15 protein-coding genes are annotated in these 15,290 nt (G+C 59.0%); 11 read left to right on the top strand and 4 right to left on the bottom strand.

Features of this window, described 5'->3' with window-relative positions:
- Nucleotides 1-49: 49 nt before the first annotated feature.
- The 6 genes from C7H08_RS02190 to C7H08_RS02165 all read left to right on the top strand — a co-directional run bounded on the left by C7H08_RS02190 (nucleotide 50) and on the right by C7H08_RS02165 (nucleotide 6,067).
- Nucleotides 50-1,120 (top strand): sensor histidine kinase, encoded by a 1,071-nt coding sequence (locus C7H08_RS02190; RefSeq protein ID WP_243411402.1) that lies wholly within the window; start codon nucleotides 50-52, stop codon nucleotides 1,118-1,120.
- A 10-nt stretch (nucleotides 1,121-1,130) separates the two neighbouring features.
- On the top strand, nucleotides 1,131-1,886 hold the full coding sequence (locus tag C7H08_RS02185) for a LytR/AlgR family response regulator transcription factor (RefSeq protein WP_106670111.1): 756 nt from the start codon (nucleotides 1,131-1,133) through the stop codon (nucleotides 1,884-1,886).
- Between the two features lie 85 nt (nucleotides 1,887-1,971).
- A complete protein-coding gene (gene hemC / locus C7H08_RS02180) occupies nucleotides 1,972-2,916 on the top strand; it encodes a hydroxymethylbilane synthase (protein WP_106670110.1) in 945 nt (314 codons plus the stop codon).
- A complete protein-coding gene (locus C7H08_RS02175; protein WP_106670109.1) occupies nucleotides 2,897-3,736 on the top strand; it encodes a uroporphyrinogen-III synthase in 840 nt (279 codons plus the stop codon). Before hemC ends, C7H08_RS02175 begins: the two co-directional genes overlap by 20 nt.
- Nucleotides 3,723-4,829, top strand: coding sequence for a uroporphyrinogen-III C-methyltransferase (locus C7H08_RS02170; RefSeq protein WP_106670108.1), 1,107 nt, complete (start codon nucleotides 3,723-3,725; stop codon nucleotides 4,827-4,829). The genes C7H08_RS02175 and C7H08_RS02170 overlap by 14 nt, the downstream gene beginning before the upstream one ends.
- The gene (locus C7H08_RS02165) at nucleotides 4,826-6,067 is read left to right on the top strand and encodes a heme biosynthesis HemY N-terminal domain-containing protein (protein WP_106670107.1); all 1,242 of its coding nucleotides are present in this window, start codon (nucleotides 4,826-4,828) and stop codon (nucleotides 6,065-6,067) included. Before C7H08_RS02170 ends, C7H08_RS02165 begins: the two co-directional genes overlap by 4 nt.
- An 81-nt stretch (nucleotides 6,068-6,148) precedes the next feature.
- Here C7H08_RS02165 and C7H08_RS02160 read toward each other — a convergent pair whose 3' ends face one another.
- From C7H08_RS02160 to rho, 3 genes are all read right to left on the bottom strand, one after another.
- The gene (locus C7H08_RS02160; protein WP_227663221.1) at nucleotides 6,149-7,132 is read right to left on the bottom strand and encodes a 2Fe-2S iron-sulfur cluster-binding protein; all 984 of its coding nucleotides are present in this window, start codon (nucleotides 7,130-7,132) and stop codon (nucleotides 6,149-6,151) included.
- Nucleotides 7,133-7,154: 22 nt separating this feature from the next.
- A complete protein-coding gene (ubiD, locus tag C7H08_RS02155) occupies nucleotides 7,155-8,642 on the bottom strand; it encodes a 4-hydroxy-3-polyprenylbenzoate decarboxylase (protein WP_106670105.1) in 1,488 nt (495 codons plus the stop codon).
- A 241-nt stretch (nucleotides 8,643-8,883) separates the two neighbouring features.
- Nucleotides 8,884-10,146: a transcription termination factor Rho gene (gene rho, locus C7H08_RS02150; protein ID WP_106670104.1), complete on the bottom strand. Its 1,263-nt coding sequence runs from the start codon at nucleotides 10,144-10,146 to the stop codon at nucleotides 8,884-8,886.
- Nucleotides 10,147-10,519: 373 nt separating this feature from the next.
- Between rho and moaB the strand changes: the two genes are divergently transcribed.
- The 4 genes from moaB to C7H08_RS02130 are packed head-to-tail and all read left to right on the top strand — an operon-like array spanning nucleotide 10,520 to nucleotide 13,032.
- Nucleotides 10,520-11,092: a molybdenum cofactor biosynthesis protein B gene (gene moaB / locus C7H08_RS02145; RefSeq protein ID WP_106670103.1), complete on the top strand. Its 573-nt coding sequence runs from the start codon at nucleotides 10,520-10,522 to the stop codon at nucleotides 11,090-11,092.
- 14 nt (nucleotides 11,093-11,106) lie between these two features.
- Nucleotides 11,107-12,321 (top strand): molybdopterin molybdotransferase MoeA, encoded by a 1,215-nt coding sequence (locus C7H08_RS02140; protein WP_106670102.1) that lies wholly within the window; start codon nucleotides 11,107-11,109, stop codon nucleotides 12,319-12,321.
- A gap of 2 nt (nucleotides 12,322-12,323) precedes the next feature.
- A complete protein-coding gene (gene moaD, locus C7H08_RS02135) occupies nucleotides 12,324-12,584 on the top strand; it encodes a molybdopterin converting factor subunit 1 (protein WP_106670101.1) in 261 nt (86 codons plus the stop codon).
- A gap of 1 nt (nucleotide 12,585) precedes the next feature.
- Nucleotides 12,586-13,032, top strand: a complete 447-nt coding sequence (locus C7H08_RS02130; RefSeq protein WP_106670100.1) for a molybdenum cofactor biosynthesis protein MoaE — start codon at nucleotides 12,586-12,588, stop codon at nucleotides 13,030-13,032.
- 107 nt (nucleotides 13,033-13,139) lie between these two features.
- Here C7H08_RS02130 and trxA read toward each other — a convergent pair whose 3' ends face one another.
- Nucleotides 13,140-13,466, bottom strand: a complete 327-nt coding sequence (trxA, locus tag C7H08_RS02125) for a thioredoxin TrxA (protein WP_011784020.1) — start codon at nucleotides 13,464-13,466, stop codon at nucleotides 13,140-13,142.
- A gap of 333 nt (nucleotides 13,467-13,799) precedes the next feature.
- Here trxA and ppx point away from each other — a divergent pair, with 333 nt between their 5' ends.
- Complete coding sequence (gene ppx, locus C7H08_RS02120; RefSeq protein WP_106670248.1) at nucleotides 13,800-15,287, top strand: exopolyphosphatase; 1,488 nt, start codon at nucleotides 13,800-13,802, stop codon at nucleotides 15,285-15,287.
- Nucleotides 15,288-15,290 lie beyond the last annotated feature (3 nt).

Genomic DNA, 15,290 nt, shown 5'->3' with positions numbered 1-15,290 from the left:
TGATAATTTGCGGCAGTATAGCATTCCAGTCCCGGTTGAGGAGACACCCCTGAAGCCTGACAGAAGCATCAACACCCAGGATACCGAAGACTTTTACGTGCCCGACCTGTGCCGGGTGCGGGCCGTGTTCCTGTTGCTGATCACCAGTGAGCTGCTGGTGCTGGTGCTGGCCATCGTACAGGCCGAGCGCAGCTGGATTGACTGGAACTACTTCGGTTTGTTGTCGCTGTTTGTGCAATGGACCACGCTCACCAGCGCGGCACTGATCTGCCTGCTACGCCCTTGGCTGGCGCGGATGAGTGTGGCCCGCGCCACTCTGGCCATTGTTGCCATCGTGCTGCTGGACGTGCTGGCGTTCAGCCTGTTTGCCGACAGCGTACTGCATCCGGAGCCCGGGGTTGCCCTGTGGCAGGGCATTGCCAAAAAATTGTTGCTGGCCTTACTTATCGTATTGATGGTGCTGCGCTATTTTTACCTGCAGCACCAGTGGCAGCAGCAACGGGAGGCCGAAATGCAGGCCCGGCTGACCTCACTGCAGGCCCGGATTCAGCCGCACTTTCTGTTCAACAGCATGAACACCATCGCCAGCCTGATCGCCACCAACCCGGAGCAGGCTGAAGAGGCGGTACTGGACCTTTCCGAGCTGTTTCGCGCCAGCCTGCGCACCGATGATCAGCTGGTCCCGCTCAGCCGGGAACTGGACCTGTGCCAGCGCTATCTGGCCATTGAAGCCTTGCGATTGGGGGATCGGTTAACGCTGGAATGGGACATCCAGTCAGGGCTGGAACAGCAGGCCATACCGCCACTGACCCTGCAGCCGCTGGTTGAAAACGCCATCTATCACGGCGTTCAGCCCCGGCCCGAGGGCGGCACCGTTCGCATTGAAGTCACCGCCAAAGGCCACTTCGTCTATTTGATGGTGCAAAACCCGAAACCGGAAACCAACGAACGCCAGCACCAGGGCAACCAGATCGCCCTGATCAACACCCAGGCCAGGTTGCAGGCCCTGTTTGGTGAACCGGCGGTGCTCAAACACAGCCAGCAAAACAACATCTACACCGTAACACTCAGGTTACCGAAACGAACCGTCAGCGAGCCGGCCACTACCGCCCGGCGTTAACAGGATATCCATGACCTCAGCACCGCAGCGCATTCTGATCGCAGACGACGAACCCCTGGCCCGGCAGCGCATCCAGCGGCTGGTGGATGCGCTGCCCGATTACACAGTCTGTGGCGAAGCCGCAGACGGCAACGACACCTTACGTAAGGTGGCCGAACTGGAACCCGACATCGTGTTGCTGGATATTCGCATGCCGGGCATGGACGGTATGGAGGCCGCGGAACAACTGAGCCAGCTCAACAACCCACCGGCGGTAATTTTCAGCACCGCCTATGATCACTACGCCATCAAAGCCTTTGAAGTGAGTGCGGTGGCTTACCTGTTGAAGCCAGTGCGCCGGGAAGCACTGGCGGATGCGCTGGCCCGGGCCGGCAAAGTCAATCGCGTGCAGTTTCAGGCGCTCACCCAGACCGCCGATGTCGGGTCCGGACAACTGGCCGTGCGCACACATCGAGGCACCGAACTGATCGATCTGGCCGATGTGCGCTACTGCGAGGCCGATCAGAAATACGTCACCCTGCATCACAGCCGGGGCGAAACCGTCTGCGACTACACTCTGAAAGAGCTGGAACAAGCGTATCCGGACTACCTGCTGCGCATCCACCGACATACCCTGGTCGGTGTGCGCTTCATTCATGCCCTGCGACGCAATACCGACGGCCAGAACAGTCTATTGCTCAACGACTCAGGCGCGCCGCTGCCGGTCAGCCGGCGCCATGCCAGCCATGTTCGGCAATGGCTACAGGAACGCCAGCCCTCCCCCTGACGGGGTAGACGCCAGGCCGCCACGGGACTTTTTTGCTGCTACAAGGTAACCTTGGAGCACATTTTCCCCAACGACAGTGAGTGCCATGTCAACACGTACCCTTCGCATTGCAACCCGTAGCAGCGCCCTGGCGCTTTGGCAGGCGGAATTCATCAAAGCCGAACTGGAAAGGCTGCACGATCACCTCACCGTGGAGCTGGTAAAGATCAAAACCCAGGGTGACAAGATTCTGGATGTGCCCCTGGCCAAAATTGGTGGTAAGGGGCTGTTCGTCAAAGAACTGGAAGAAGCCATGCTCGATGGCCGTGCAGACCTCGCTGTGCACTCGATGAAAGACGTGCCCATGGAATTCCCCGAAGGCCTGGGCCTGGTCGCCATCTGCGAGCGCGACGACCCGACCGACGCCTTCGTGAGCAATCACTATGACACCCTGGAACAACTCCCCCAGGGCGCCGTGGTCGGCACCTCCAGCCTGCGCCGGGAAACCCAGCTAAGGGCCAATCGCCCGGACCTCGAAATTAAGATGCTGCGTGGTAACGTCAATACCCGCCTGGCGAAACTTGATGCAGGTGAGTACGACGCCATTGTGCTGGCCAGCTCGGGCCTCAAGCGTCTGGGCTTCCATGATCGTATCCGCTATTGCATGCCCGACACCCTGTCTTTGCCTGCCGTTGGCCAGGGTGCCCTGGGCATCGAATGCCGGCTTGAAGACAATGACCTCCAGCAGCTGCTGGCCCCGCTGAACCACGTCGACACCGCCGATCGCGTCAAAGCCGAGCGCGCGCTGAACCGACGCCTCGAAGGTGGCTGCCAGGTGCCCATCGCCGCCTATGCCCTGCTGGAAGACAATGACACCACAGTTTGGCTGCGCGGCCTGGTCGGTGCCGTCGATGGTAGCCAGATCTTCCGCGTCGAAGGCCGGGCCCCAAGAGCTGAGGGCGAGCGCCTGGGCCGGGAATTGGCCGAGCAACTGCTGGCGTTAGGTGCCGACAAGGTACTGGCAGAGATTTATGGTCACACCCCCCGCTGATCATGACGTCCAGGCCCTGCCCCTGCAGGGCCGACGCATACTGATATGCCGGCCGGAACCAGAAGCTTCGCGCCTGGCCGAGGTCTTTCGCAGCGTCGGTGCCAACGTGCGCCTGATGCCTCTGGTAACGCGAGAACCGTTACCGGAGACACCTGAGCGCAGGGCACTGCTACAGGAATTGAACAACTTCCGCCATATTATTGCCGTCAGCCCTTACGCGGCGAAGCTGCTGCTGGACGAAATCGAGCAGTGGTGGCCACAGATGCCCATGGGCCTTCAGTGGTACGGGGTTGGCGCCGGAACCGCAGCGGTGTTCAGTAAACAGGGCCTGCGCCCACGCAGACCGACCCAGGGCTGGACCAGCGAAGCGCTGCTGGCCCTGCCGTCGCTGCAACAGCTCGAACACGAGAAGGTTCTGCTGGCCCGGGGTGAGCAGGGCCGGGAACTGATCCGCGAAACGCTTGAACAGCGAGGCGCCAGGATATCGGTCCTGCCCCTGTACCGACGCTTCCGACCGTACTATCCTCCAGAACAGGTCCAGGACAATTTCGACCGGTTTCAGCCAGAGGTGATCATTGCGCTTTCCGGGGAAACCCTGAACAATCTGATCGAAATCGGAGCCAACTACCATCAGACGCTCTATCATGCGCTTCTGGTGGTTCCGGCAGAACGAATAGCGGAACAGGCCCGCAGCGCCGGCTTCAGCAGCCTGTTGGTTCCTGACGGCCTGGCCGATGTGGATCTGGTAACCAGTGTAGCTTCCCGGCTGGTGCGGGAAGCTGGTAATAACGGAAAACCAAGTAAGGATGCCCGTGACTGAAACAACACAACAACTGCCTGCGCCCGTTAACCCGGCCAAATTTCAACGACCTCGTCTATGGCCGATCTGGCTGGCCGCACTGATCGCCCTGATGTTGGCTGTTATCCTGGCCCTGTGGAACTGGCAACAATGGCGAACCCACGAAGCCACCGTTCGGGTAATTCAGGACCTCCGGCAAGACACGGCACAACTGGAAGACCTCTATGGCAGCCGTGGCAATGAGCAGGCCCAGCGACTACAGGCCCTTGAGAGCAAACTATCGGATCAACGAGAGCTGATTGCCACCCAGCAACGGCAGATCGATCACACCGCTCGCGAGCTGCTGGAAGCCGGCAACCGCACCCGGACGGACTGGCTGCTGGCCGAAGCCGAATACCTGTTGCGAATCGCCAACCAGCGGCTGCTGATTGAAAAAGATATCCGGGGCGCCCTGTCGGCCCTGGAGTCCGCCGATGAAGTGCTCAGAGAGTCTGATGACATCGGGGTCTACCCGGTGCGCCAGCAGCTGGCCCGGGAGATTCTGTCACTGCGCAGCATTCAGGGCGTTGATCGCACTGGCCTGTACCTGCAACTTGAAGCGGCCATTGCCAGCGTCAACGACCTCACCGATCTTGCTTTGGTTCACGAGCAGGCACCAGGTTTGAAAATCGCGGACGACCCGGGCGCACCGGACGATAACCGCAACCGGTTGATACACGGCTGGAATCGCTTTGTCGACACCCTGCAGCAGGTGGTGGTGGTTCGCCGCCTGGATGAACCGGTCAAGCCCTTGTTGTCACCGGATCAGAGCGCCTGGGCCCGACTCAACCTTCAGTTAATGCTGGAAGAAGCCGAAATGGCGGTACTGCGCGGCAATCAGCCCCTGTATGAACGGGCGCTGACCAAAGCGATTACAACCATTAACGACTGGTACGACGCCACCAACCCGGCAATCCGGGGGCTGGCCGATTCCTTGAACGAACTGGCTGGCCACAATGTCGACCCGCAGCTGCCTGACATCAGCCAGTCTCTGGGCCTGTTGAAAGAGCGCCTGGCTGGGCGTATGGCGACCGGTAATGGCGACGACGCTGAACGCAGGGGCAACGACTCATGATCCGGCTTCTGCTCATCCTGCTGGCTGCCTTGCTGATCGGTACCGCCTTGTCATTGGGCCTGACTTACGACCTCGGCTACATCAGGATCAGCCTGGGTCATTACCTGATTGAGACCAACTTCTGGGTCGGCCTCGGACTGTTCGTGGTTCTGGTGGCGCTGGCGGTATTCTTTTTCAACACACTTCGTCGCTTTCGCCATGGCCCCGGACTGGTCACCGGCTGGGTTGCCCGTGGCAACGAACGCCGGGCCCGTCGGCGCACCACGCAGGGCCTGCTGGCACTGGCCGAGGGCAACTGGCCCCGCGCCCGTAAGCTGCTGGCCACCTCTGCCGACCGGGCCGACACACCCCTGATCAACTATCTTGCTGCGGCCCAGGCCGCGTTTGAATCCGGCGACCATGAGGCGGTGGACCAACTGCTGCGCAAGGCTTACGAAAGCACTCCCGGCTCCAGCATGGCGGTCGGCCTGACCCAGGCCCAGTTGCAACTGGCAGGCAATCGCCTGGAGCAGGCGCTGGCGACCTTGCTCAGGTTGCGCAAAGAATCACCCCATCACCCGTTCGTGCTCAAGCTGCTGAAAAACACCTACCTGCGACTGGAGGACTGGCGCGAGCTTTCCAGGCTGACACCGGAATTGCGCAAACGCAGCGTGCTACCGGAGAAAGAACTGGACGAGCTTGAGCGACAGGTCTGGCACAATCTGCTGGAACGGGCCGCAGAAGACACCGAACGCCAACTCAAGAGCGATCCCAAGACATCCCTGGAACCTTTAACCCGCCTGTGGGATGAGCTACCCGGATTTGTTCGCCGGGATGAGTACACCATCCGCGACTATGCCAGATTGCTGGCCAGGCTGGGTGACGAGGCCCAAGCCGAAACCCTGTTGCGCAAGGTGCTGAGAAATCACTGGAGTGACGAGCTCATAAATCTTTACGGACGCATCAAGGGTCATCAGCCAGAAGAACAGTTACTGATGGCCGAACAGTGGCTGAAAGATCGCCCCAACAACGCCGAGCTTCTGCTGGCCTTGGGCCGACTCAGCCTGCGTAACGAACTCTGGGGTAAAGCCAGGGAGTATTTCGAGACCAGCCTGCGCCTGCGCCGCAGCCGGGAGGCCCTGGCGGAATTGAGCCGGCTCAATGCCCACATGGGAGAGGAACAAGCCAGCATCAAGTTACTGATGCAGAGCCTGGAATCCGAGAATGGCCTGCCGGAATTGCCGATGCCACGGGCCTGAAAATGGCGCCGGCCCGCCAAGCCCCCGAAAGCAACAAAGCCGGATCAGTGATCCGGCTTTGTTGCTACAGCGGCAACACGCTCACCCGCGGGGCGCGTATTCCAGCACATCGGAGAAAAACGCCTGCGTCGGCAAGCCAGCTTCCAGCAGGGCATCCATCAAGGTGTACACCATAGTCGGTGAGCCACTGGCGTGCACTTCCACAGCCGACCAGTCAAAGCCAGTAGCCAGCACCGCTCGCACCAGCTGATCATGATGACCGCCCCAGTCGTTGTCTTCGTCGTCACCGACCACTGGAAGGAACGTGAACGGAGCCCAGTCATCGTGCCACTGCTGGGCAAGTGAACGAAGATACATATCTTCATGCTTTCGCACGCCCCAGAACAGCTTGATGGGCTGACTGAAACCGGTTTCCTGCAGATACTCCACCAGGCTTTTCATCTGGGCAAAACCGGTGCCGGCAGCCACCAGAACCATGGGCTTGGCTGGCGCTGCGGCCAGACACGCCTTGCCGTGAGGCAGCTCGACACTGACGTCCTGACCCGAGGTCAGAGCATCAATCACCTTCTGGGCGGACACCCAGTCCGGCGACGCCTGGATATGCAATTCGATGTTGGTGGCGGACGGGCGACTGGCAATAGAAAAGTAGCATGGATCCGCGTCTGGCAAATTCACCGACAGGTATTGCCCGGCGTGAAAAGCCACATCCCGGCGCCCCGGCAACTGCAGTTCAACCCGATAGACATCGTGGCTGATGGAACGCACATCCACCACTTTGGCCTGAAACTTCCGGGGCTGATAATTTCCTGATGCCATAACGGCAGGTATCTCCAATTCAAGGTCGGTAAGCGCCTGGGTCCGGCACATCATCAGGCGTTCGCCGACCGTTATGGGTTGCTGATTACGAGTATTCATAGCCTGGCCACTGACCAGCCGGGCCTCACAGAGTTCACACACGCCGTTTCGGCAGGCAGCCGGCACCCGGATGCCCGACGTCACCGCCGCCGATAGCAGATCACGGCCGGGCGCCGCCTGACAGGCAAGCCCGGAAGGCTGCAGACGCACGCTAGGCACCAGCGTGCTCTTGTCAGTCGGGGCGGGCGGTCGGAATTTCAATCCCTAGGCTGCCCCACAGTTCGTCGACTCGCTGTTTCACTTCATCGGTCATGGCAATCGCCGTGCCCCACTCCCGGTTGGTTTCACCGGGCCATTTATTGGTGGCGTCCATCCCCATTTTCGAACCCAGGCCGGACACTGGCGAGGCAAAATCCAGGTAGTCGATGGGCGTGCTCTCGACCAGGGTGGTATCGCGGGCAGGGTCCATTCGGGTCGTCATCGCCCAGATCACATCTTCCCAGCTGCGCGCATTCACATCGTCGTCTGTGACAATCACGAACTTGGTGTACATGAACTGCCGCAAAAATGACCATACGCCCATCATTACCCGTTTGGCATGGCCGGGGTACTGTTTTTTCATGGTGACGATGGCCAGCCGATAGGAGCAGCCTTCCGGCGGCAGATAGAAATCGACAATCTCCGGAAACTGCTTCTGCAGTATCGGGATGAACACTTCGTTCAGCGCCACCCCCAGTATCGCCGGCTCATCAGGCGGCCGACCGGTGTAGGTGCTGTGGTAGATCGGATTTCGGCGGTGGCTGATGCGCTCCACGGTAAACACTGGGAACTGATCCACTTCGTTGTAGTAACCGGTATGATCGCCAAAGGGACCTTCCGGAGCCATATCATCCGGATAAATAAAGCCTTCCAGTACGATTTCGGCACTCGCGGGCACCTGCAGATCACTTAACCCGGCTTTCACCAGCTCGGTGCGAGCACCACGCAGCAAGCCCGCAAATGCGTATTCCGACAAACTGTCTGGCACCGGGGTCACGGCACCCAGAATGGTGGCCGGATCGGCACCCAGGGCCACGGCAACCGGATAGGGCTTGTCCGGGTTGGCCTTGCGGAACTCCTGATAATCCAGCGCCCCGCCACGGTGGCTAAGCCAGCGCATAATCAGCCGGTTGCGCCCGATGACCTGCTGCCGGTAAATGCCGAGATTCTGCCGCTCTTTATTGGGGCCACGAGTGATCACCAGCGGCCAGGTAACTAGCGGACCGGCATCTCCGGGCCAGCAATGCTGTACCGGAATCTGGTAAAGGTCGACCTGGTCTTTTTCAATCACTACGTCCTGGCAAGGTGCGGATCGCAGCACTTTCGGGCTCATGCGCATGACCTGCTTGAAGATCGGCAGTTTTTCCAACGCATCCTTGAAGCCCTTGGGGGGATCGGGTTCTTTCAGGAACGCCAGGAGTTTGCCAACGTCACGCAGGGCTGCCACGTCGTCCTGTCCCATCCCGAGGGCGACCCGCTTGGGAGTGCCGAACAGGTTGGCAAGCACAGGCATGTCGTAACCTTTGGGATTTTCAAACAACAACGCTGGGCCACCGGCCCGCAGGGTTCGGTCGCAGATTTCGGTCATTTCCAGGTGGGGGTCGACTTCTACGCTGATGCGTTTCAGTTCACCCAGCTTTTCCAGCTGGTTAATGAAGTCTCTGAGGTCGTTGTATTTCATGGTGTGCTCCGTTCTTGGTCTACGGTACTACGGAGTTCGGGCTGTTCTGGACTGCCCCTCGCCTGGAGATTAAACATCTGGAGTTAGAACGAGACAGGGAGGGGGCGCCAAAACGGGAAACATGGTTTCCCTGATTGTTTTGGCACCCCCTCCCTGCCTCATTCTTCGATCTTTGGAATTGACAATCCTTATGACAATCCGTGCGCGCAGAGACTCTGAACGGCGCCCCCAAAAACCAGTATCAACGACGCTTCATGGACTGGAAGAATTCGTCATTGGTCTTGGAATCCCGCAGCTTGTCCAGCAGGAATTCGAGTGCCGCAGTGTCATCGTCCATAGAGTGCAGCAGCTTGCGCAGGATCCACACACGCTGGATGTCCGCTTCGGTCATCAACAGGTCTTCACGGCGGGTGCCGGAGCGACGGATGTTGATGGCCGGGTAGACGCGCTTCTCAGCGATCTTGCGGTCCAGATGGATTTCCATATTACCGGTACCCTTGAACTCCTCGTAGATCACTTCGTCCATCTTGGAACCGGTATCAACCAGCGCGGTCGCCAGAATGGTCAGGCTGCCACCCTCTTCTACGTTACGGGCGGCACCGAAGAAACGCTTCGGCTTCTCCAGCGCATGGGCATCAACACCACCGGTGAGTACTTTACCGGAGGACGGGATCACCGTGTTGTAGGCACGAGCCAGGCGGGTGATGGAGTCCAGCAGGATGATGACATCCTTCTTGTGCTCGACCAGACGCTTGGCTTTTTCGATCACCATGTCGGCCACCTGAACGTGACGGGCCGGAGGCTCATCAAAGGTAGAAGCGATGACTTCGCCACGCACGGTGCGCTGCATCTCGGTCACTTCTTCCGGACGCTCATCGATCAGCAGTACGATCAGATGACATTCCGGATTGTTGCGCACGATAGACTGGGCAATGCCCTGCATCAACAAGGTTTTACCGGCCTTTGGCGGCGATACAATCAGACCACGCTGACCTTTACCGATGGGTGACACGAGGTCGAGTACCCGTGATGACAGATCTTCGGTGCTGCCATTACCGGCTTCGAGGGGCAAGCGCTCGTCTGGAAACAGGGGCGTCAGGTTTTCGAACAGAATCTTGTTACGAGCGTTGTCCGGTTTATCAAAGTTAATCTCGTTAACTTTCAGCAGAGCAAAGTAACGCTCGCCGTCTTTCGGTGGCCGAATCTTGCCGGATACGGTGTCACCGGTGCGCAGGTTGAAGCGACGGATCTGGCTGGGCGACACGTAAATATCGTCAGGCCCGGCCAGGTAGGAGGCATCAGCAGAACGAAGGAAACCGAAACCGTCCTGCAGAATCTCCAGTACACCATCACCGTAAATGTCTTCGCCGCTCTTGGCGTGCTTCTTCAGAATACTGAAGATCACGTCCTGTTTGCGCGAACGGGCGAGGTTATCGAGGCCCATTTCCAGCGCGATTTCGAGCAATTCGGGCACAGATTTCTGCTTGAGTTCAGTAAGATTCATAATTTGTAGGATTTATCAGGAATGGAAGTAAACGAAAGTTGGAATGACAGGGGTGCCCCTGAACGTATTGAACAAAAAAGCTGAAACAAGGTGCTGGCTAGATGAAGCAACCGGTGAAGAAGAAAGCCGGTTATGTGTGCTGGAGCCAGAGAGTGGGAACAATCGTTCGCCGGGCAGTCCGCATAATCGGCCACCTTGAAGGCGTGTGTCAAGACCTCTGACCAAAATTAAGCCAGTTTCATGATATTCAACCATCTGCGCCGGCTCGACGACTCCCTCTGATGGGTTACCCCCTTCCCATCCGCGGTGATCATCCGGATACTGACGGTAATATCGACGAATGCAATTGACCAGAACATAACGGAGTCATTCCATGAGCAGTGATTGCAGCAGCGAACTCAAACCCCTGAACATTGCCATCTTGACCGTATCAGATACCCGCGGCGCCGATGAGGACACCTCCGGACAATTCCTTGAAGACAGCGTTACCGAAGCCGGCCATAGACTGGTGTCCCGACGGATTATTCCGGACGACATCTATTTGGTGCGCGCCCTGCTGTCGCAATGGGTTGCCGATCAGGACGTTCATGCCGTGATCATCACGGGCGGTACCGGTTTTCATGAAAGAGACAGCACACCCGAGGCAGTGGGGCCGCTGCTGGACAAGACCATCGAAGGTTTTGGCGAAGAGTTTCGAAGGCTGTCAGCCTCGGAAATCGGCACCTCAACCATTCAGTCCCGTGCGTTCGGTGGAATGGCCAACCACACGGTGATTTTCTGCCTGCCTGGCTCCACCGGCGCCTGTCGTACCGGCTGGAACGGCATCTTGAAGGCCCAACTGGACAGCCGTCACGGGCCCTGCAACTTCTCGGCCCTGGTACTCAGAAAGCCGGAACGTGCCTTTCGCCGTATCCAGGAAGTGATTGGCAACCGCTCAGAACGATAACATCAGGAGGTACCATGGCAGGCCAGGATCTGATCTCTGTTGATGATGCGCTCGCGCACATACTGAAACGCGCAACGCCGAAGGCACAAACCCGTTCGGTCCCGCTGACCGAATGCCTGGGCCGTGTGTTGGCGGAAAATCAGTATGTTCCGTCCGATGTTCCTCCAGCAGATAACAGCGCCGTCGATGGCTACGCGGTGCATCACACCGACGTGGTCGCAGGACGGGCGCTGACGGTTTCGGATCGGGTGCCCGCGGGCACTGCGCCAAAACCGCTGCAACCTGGCACAGCGGTGCGAATTTTTACCGGGTCGGAGATCCCTGACGGTGCCGATGCAGTGGTAATGCAGGAGCGAGTAGAACGTACCGGTGACGATGTTCTGATATTGGCGGAGGTCAGCCACGGGCAGAACATCCGGAAGCGTGGTCAGGATCTGTCTCAGGGTGAACTGGCATTGGCCCGGGGCGTACGTATCCGACCCCAGGAAATGGGGCTATTGGCCTCGATGGGCATGTACCAGATACCGGTACTGGAAAAGCTGCGGGTGGCCGTTCTGAGCACCGGGGACGAACTGGTGGAGCCCGGCACCCCTCTCAGCCCAGGGCAGATATACAACACCAACCGCTACACGCTGATGGGTCTGCTTGCGGACGCTGGCTGCGAAGTGGTTCTGTGCGAGACCCTCAAAGATACCCGCGAAGCCACCCGCAACATGCTGGAGCAGGCCGCCGCCACGGCCGACCTGGTTATTACCAGTGGCGGCGTATCAGTGGGTGAAGAGGATCACGTGCGCGTCGTGCTCGAGGAATCCGGCAACCTGTCGCTGTGGCGGATGGCCATCAAACCCGGCAAACCCCTTGCCTTCGGCGATATCAACGGCACACCCGTACTGGGGTTGCCGGGCAATCCGGCGTCGGTGCTGGTAGCTTTTATGGTGATCGGCATGCCCTTCATCCGCAAACGCCAGGGGCGGCCCGACGCACTCCCGGCGGGGGAGTATCTACCCGCGGATTTTGAAGTTACGGCGCCATCCACCCGGCGGGAGTTCGTTCGTGCCCGCAAGGACGGCTCCGGTGCCGGGGCGTCAGTATCGGCCTTCCCCAATCAAAGCTCCGGAGTGCTCAGCTCGGCCTGTTGGGCTTCTGGCCTGGCGGTAGTGCCAGAGCACACCACAATCCAGCCCGGCGACCCGGTTGTCTATTACTCTTTTACTGACTTGTTGAGCTGATCATGACTGATGCAACCCTGACCATTCGTTTTTTTGCCCGACTGCGGGAAGAGCTCGGTACCGAGAGTTTGCAGCTGCCAGCCACGCCCGATCAGACCGTTGGCGGCTTGCTGGCAGAGCTGGCTTCCCGGGGCGGTAGCTGGGCGCAACTGCAGGGCGATCAGCCGGTCATGGTGGCGGTCAATCAGGCAATGGCCAGGCCGTCAACGCCGGTCAATGCCGGCGATGAGGTGGCGTTTTTCCCACCAGTGACCGGAGGATGAGATGATTTCTATCCAGACTGCGGATTTTGATGTTGGTACAGAGTATCAGTCTCTGCGCGCCAGCGGCGCCGGCACCGGTGCGGTGGTGACCTTTTCCGGGCTGGTTCGGGATTCCGGGGATCTGTCCGGGGTGACCGGACTGTTTCTGGAACATTACCCGGGGATGACGGAGCAGGTGATCCAGGGGCTGATTGATGAAGCGTCGCAGCGGTGGCATGTGCGACAGGCGCGAGTGATACATCGAGTCGGGCGGTTAGCGCTGTCGGATCAGATTGTCTTTGTCGGGGTTTGCAGCGCCCATCGAGGAGATGCTTTTGAGGCTTGCGCCTTCATTATGGATGCTTTGAAGACCACGGCCCCGTTCTGGAAGAAGGAGATTTCCGGGGATGATGAGCACTGGGTTGAGCAGAAAACTTCGGATGTTGAACGAAGTCAGACCTGGGGGTAAGCGATTCTGAACTTTCAGAGATGAGCCGTCTAGCCACTGGGCTGGTCAGGGTAATAAAAAACCGCCCTTGAGCCGCTGCTCCGGGGCGGTTTTCAGCAGCAACCCGATCAGAGGTTGCTGTCGAGGAAGGCCGCCAGCTGTGATTTGGACAGGGCCCCTACCTTGGTGGCGTCGACGTTGCCGTTCTTGAACAGCATGAGAGTCGGGATGCCACGGATGTTGAACTTGGGCGGAGTCTGTTCGTTTTCGTCGATGTTGAGCTTGCAGACCTTGAGCTTGCCGTCGTATTCGTCGGCAATTTCTTCCAGAACCGGGGCGATCATTTTGCACGGGCCGCACCATTCAGCCCAGTAGTCTACCAGTACCGGAACGTCGGATTTCAGTACGTCCTGTTCAAAAGACGCGTCGGTGACATTAACGATATTTCCGCTCATTACTGTTTCCTGATTCAGGCGCTCCCGGGCCAGTAGGGCCGGCCACGGCAGAGTCGCTGTTGACTGTAGCAGACGGTGAAAGCGATGAACGCTTTGCCGGCTGCCCGGATTTTCGTTAGACCATTACTTTACGCGATTGCCCGCCTGAATGTGAAGCGGGTTGTTCTTGCTCCGGTGTTGATCCGTATCAGTAATCACCGCAGGCGGTTACTGACAGCCCGTAGCGCTTTCTTTTATAGTACCGGCCATGGTACCAACAAGTTCACCTCATACAGGATTCCAACCAACGTGACGGCCGCATCTACTGCCGAGAACGCTGTACCTTCCCCGGATATGCTGGCGGCCATTGATATGGGCTCCAACAGCTTCCACATGGTCGTGGCCCGCCTGGTTCATGGTGAAATTCGCGCGATCGAGAAAATGGGCGAAAAAGTCCAACTTGGCGCTGGCCTGGATCAGTACAATCGCCTGACCGAAGCCGCTCAGCAACGGGCTCTGGAGTGCCTCAGCCGCTTTGCCCAACGCCTGCAGGGAATGCCGCCAGAGGGCGTGCAGATCGTCGGCACCAATGCGCTGCGCGTCGCCCGCAACGCCTACGAGTTCATTGGTCGCGCAGAGCAAGTGCTGGGGTATCCGGTTGAGATCATTGCTGGCCGGGAAGAGGCCCGACTGATTTATCTCGGCGTTTCTCACACGCTGTCAGACGATCAGGGTAAGCGCCTGGTGATTGACATTGGCGGCGGCAGTACCGAATTTATTATTGGTCAGCGTTTCGAACCGCAAGAGTTGGAAAGCCTGCACATGGGCTGCGTGTCGTTCCGTAACCGCTATTTCGCGGACGGCAAGGTGTCTCGCCGGCAAATGGACAAGGCCATCACCCACGCCGAGCAGGAGCTGCTGAATATCCGGCAGCATTTCCGGGCGGTGGGCTGGCAAAGTGCGGTCGGCTCATCCGGTTCTATCAAGGCCATCTCCAGCGTTCTCGCCAATCTGAAAATCACCGATGGCACCATCACCCGCGAGGCCATGGAAGAATTGCGCAAGCGCCTGGTGGATATGGGCAAGGTTGAGAAATTGTCGGATCTGAGTGTGCGACAGGATCGCCAGAGCATTTTTCCCGCCGGGTTTGCTATTTTACTGGCGGCATTTCGCTCTCTGGACATTAAGGATATGACCTTTGCCGATGGCGCCCTGCGAGAAGGTCTGCTCTACGACATTGTCGGGCGCATCCAGCACGAAGATGTACGTGAACGCACCATTAGCGCGCTGCAGGAGCGTTATCATGTGGATCAGGCCCACGGCGCGGCGGTGGAGCAGACCGCTATCGCCGCCTGGACCCAGGTGGCCGATCGTTGGGGCCTGCACACTGCCGCCGACGAAGATGTGTTGCGCTGGGCCTGCCGGCTGCACGAGATTGGGCTTACCATCTCGCACAGCCAGTACCACAAGCACGGTGCCTACCTGCTGCGCTATTCAGACTTGCCGGGCTTTACCCAGCAGTTCCAGCAAGATCTGGCAACCCTGGTCCGGGGCCACCGCCGCAAGTTTTCTGCGTCGGTTTTCGAAGGCATCGAGCCAGAAGACAAGCCGCGATTGAAATACCTGTGCGTGCTGCTGCGCCTGGCGGTGCTGGTGCAGCACCCGCGTAATCTGGAACAACCACCGGCGTTTGTGCTGCATGGTCACGAGAACAAACTGGTGATGGAGTTCCCGGACGGCTGGCTGGATAACCGCCCCCTGACTCTGGCCGACCTGGAGAACGAGCGAGACTATCTGGCGAAACAGGATTTCATCCTGGAAATCAGCGGCCGGTCAGCCTGAATG

It is taken from the genome of Marinobacter halophilus (assembly GCF_003007685.1).
GTDB lineage: Bacteria > Pseudomonadota > Gammaproteobacteria > Pseudomonadales > Oleiphilaceae > Marinobacter > Marinobacter halophilus.
The sequence above is the reverse complement of the archived record's forward strand: the minus strand, read 5'-3'. Positions and strand labels throughout refer to the sequence as shown.

Coding starts and splice junctions, on each gene's coding strand:
- C7H08_RS02140 (WP_106670102.1), top strand. CDS start 11,107: ATGGCAGGCCAGGATCTGATCTCTGTTGATGATGCGCTCGCGCACATA.
- C7H08_RS02170 (WP_106670108.1), top strand. CDS start 3,723: ATGCCCGTGACTGAAACAACACAACAACTGCCTGCGCCCGTTAACCCG.
- ppx (WP_106670248.1), top strand. CDS start 13,800: ATGCTGGCGGCCATTGATATGGGCTCCAACAGCTTCCACATGGTCGTG.
- C7H08_RS02130 (WP_106670100.1), top strand. CDS start 12,586: ATGATTTCTATCCAGACTGCGGATTTTGATGTTGGTACAGAGTATCAG.
- moaD (WP_106670101.1), top strand. CDS start 12,324: ATGACTGATGCAACCCTGACCATTCGTTTTTTTGCCCGACTGCGGGAA.
- ubiD (WP_106670105.1), bottom strand. CDS start 8,642: ATGAAATACAACGACCTCAGAGACTTCATTAACCAGCTGGAAAAGCTG.
- hemC (WP_106670110.1), top strand. CDS start 1,972: ATGTCAACACGTACCCTTCGCATTGCAACCCGTAGCAGCGCCCTGGCG.
- C7H08_RS02175 (WP_106670109.1), top strand. CDS start 2,897: ATGGTCACACCCCCCGCTGATCATGACGTCCAGGCCCTGCCCCTGCAG.
- rho (WP_106670104.1), bottom strand. CDS start 10,146: ATGAATCTTACTGAACTCAAGCAGAAATCTGTGCCCGAATTGCTCGAA.
- C7H08_RS02165 (WP_106670107.1), top strand. CDS start 4,826: ATGATCCGGCTTCTGCTCATCCTGCTGGCTGCCTTGCTGATCGGTACC.
- moaB (WP_106670103.1), top strand. CDS start 10,520: ATGAGCAGTGATTGCAGCAGCGAACTCAAACCCCTGAACATTGCCATC.
- trxA (WP_011784020.1), bottom strand. CDS start 13,466: ATGAGCGGAAATATCGTTAATGTCACCGACGCGTCTTTTGAACAGGAC.
- C7H08_RS02185 (WP_106670111.1), top strand. CDS start 1,131: ATGACCTCAGCACCGCAGCGCATTCTGATCGCAGACGACGAACCCCTG.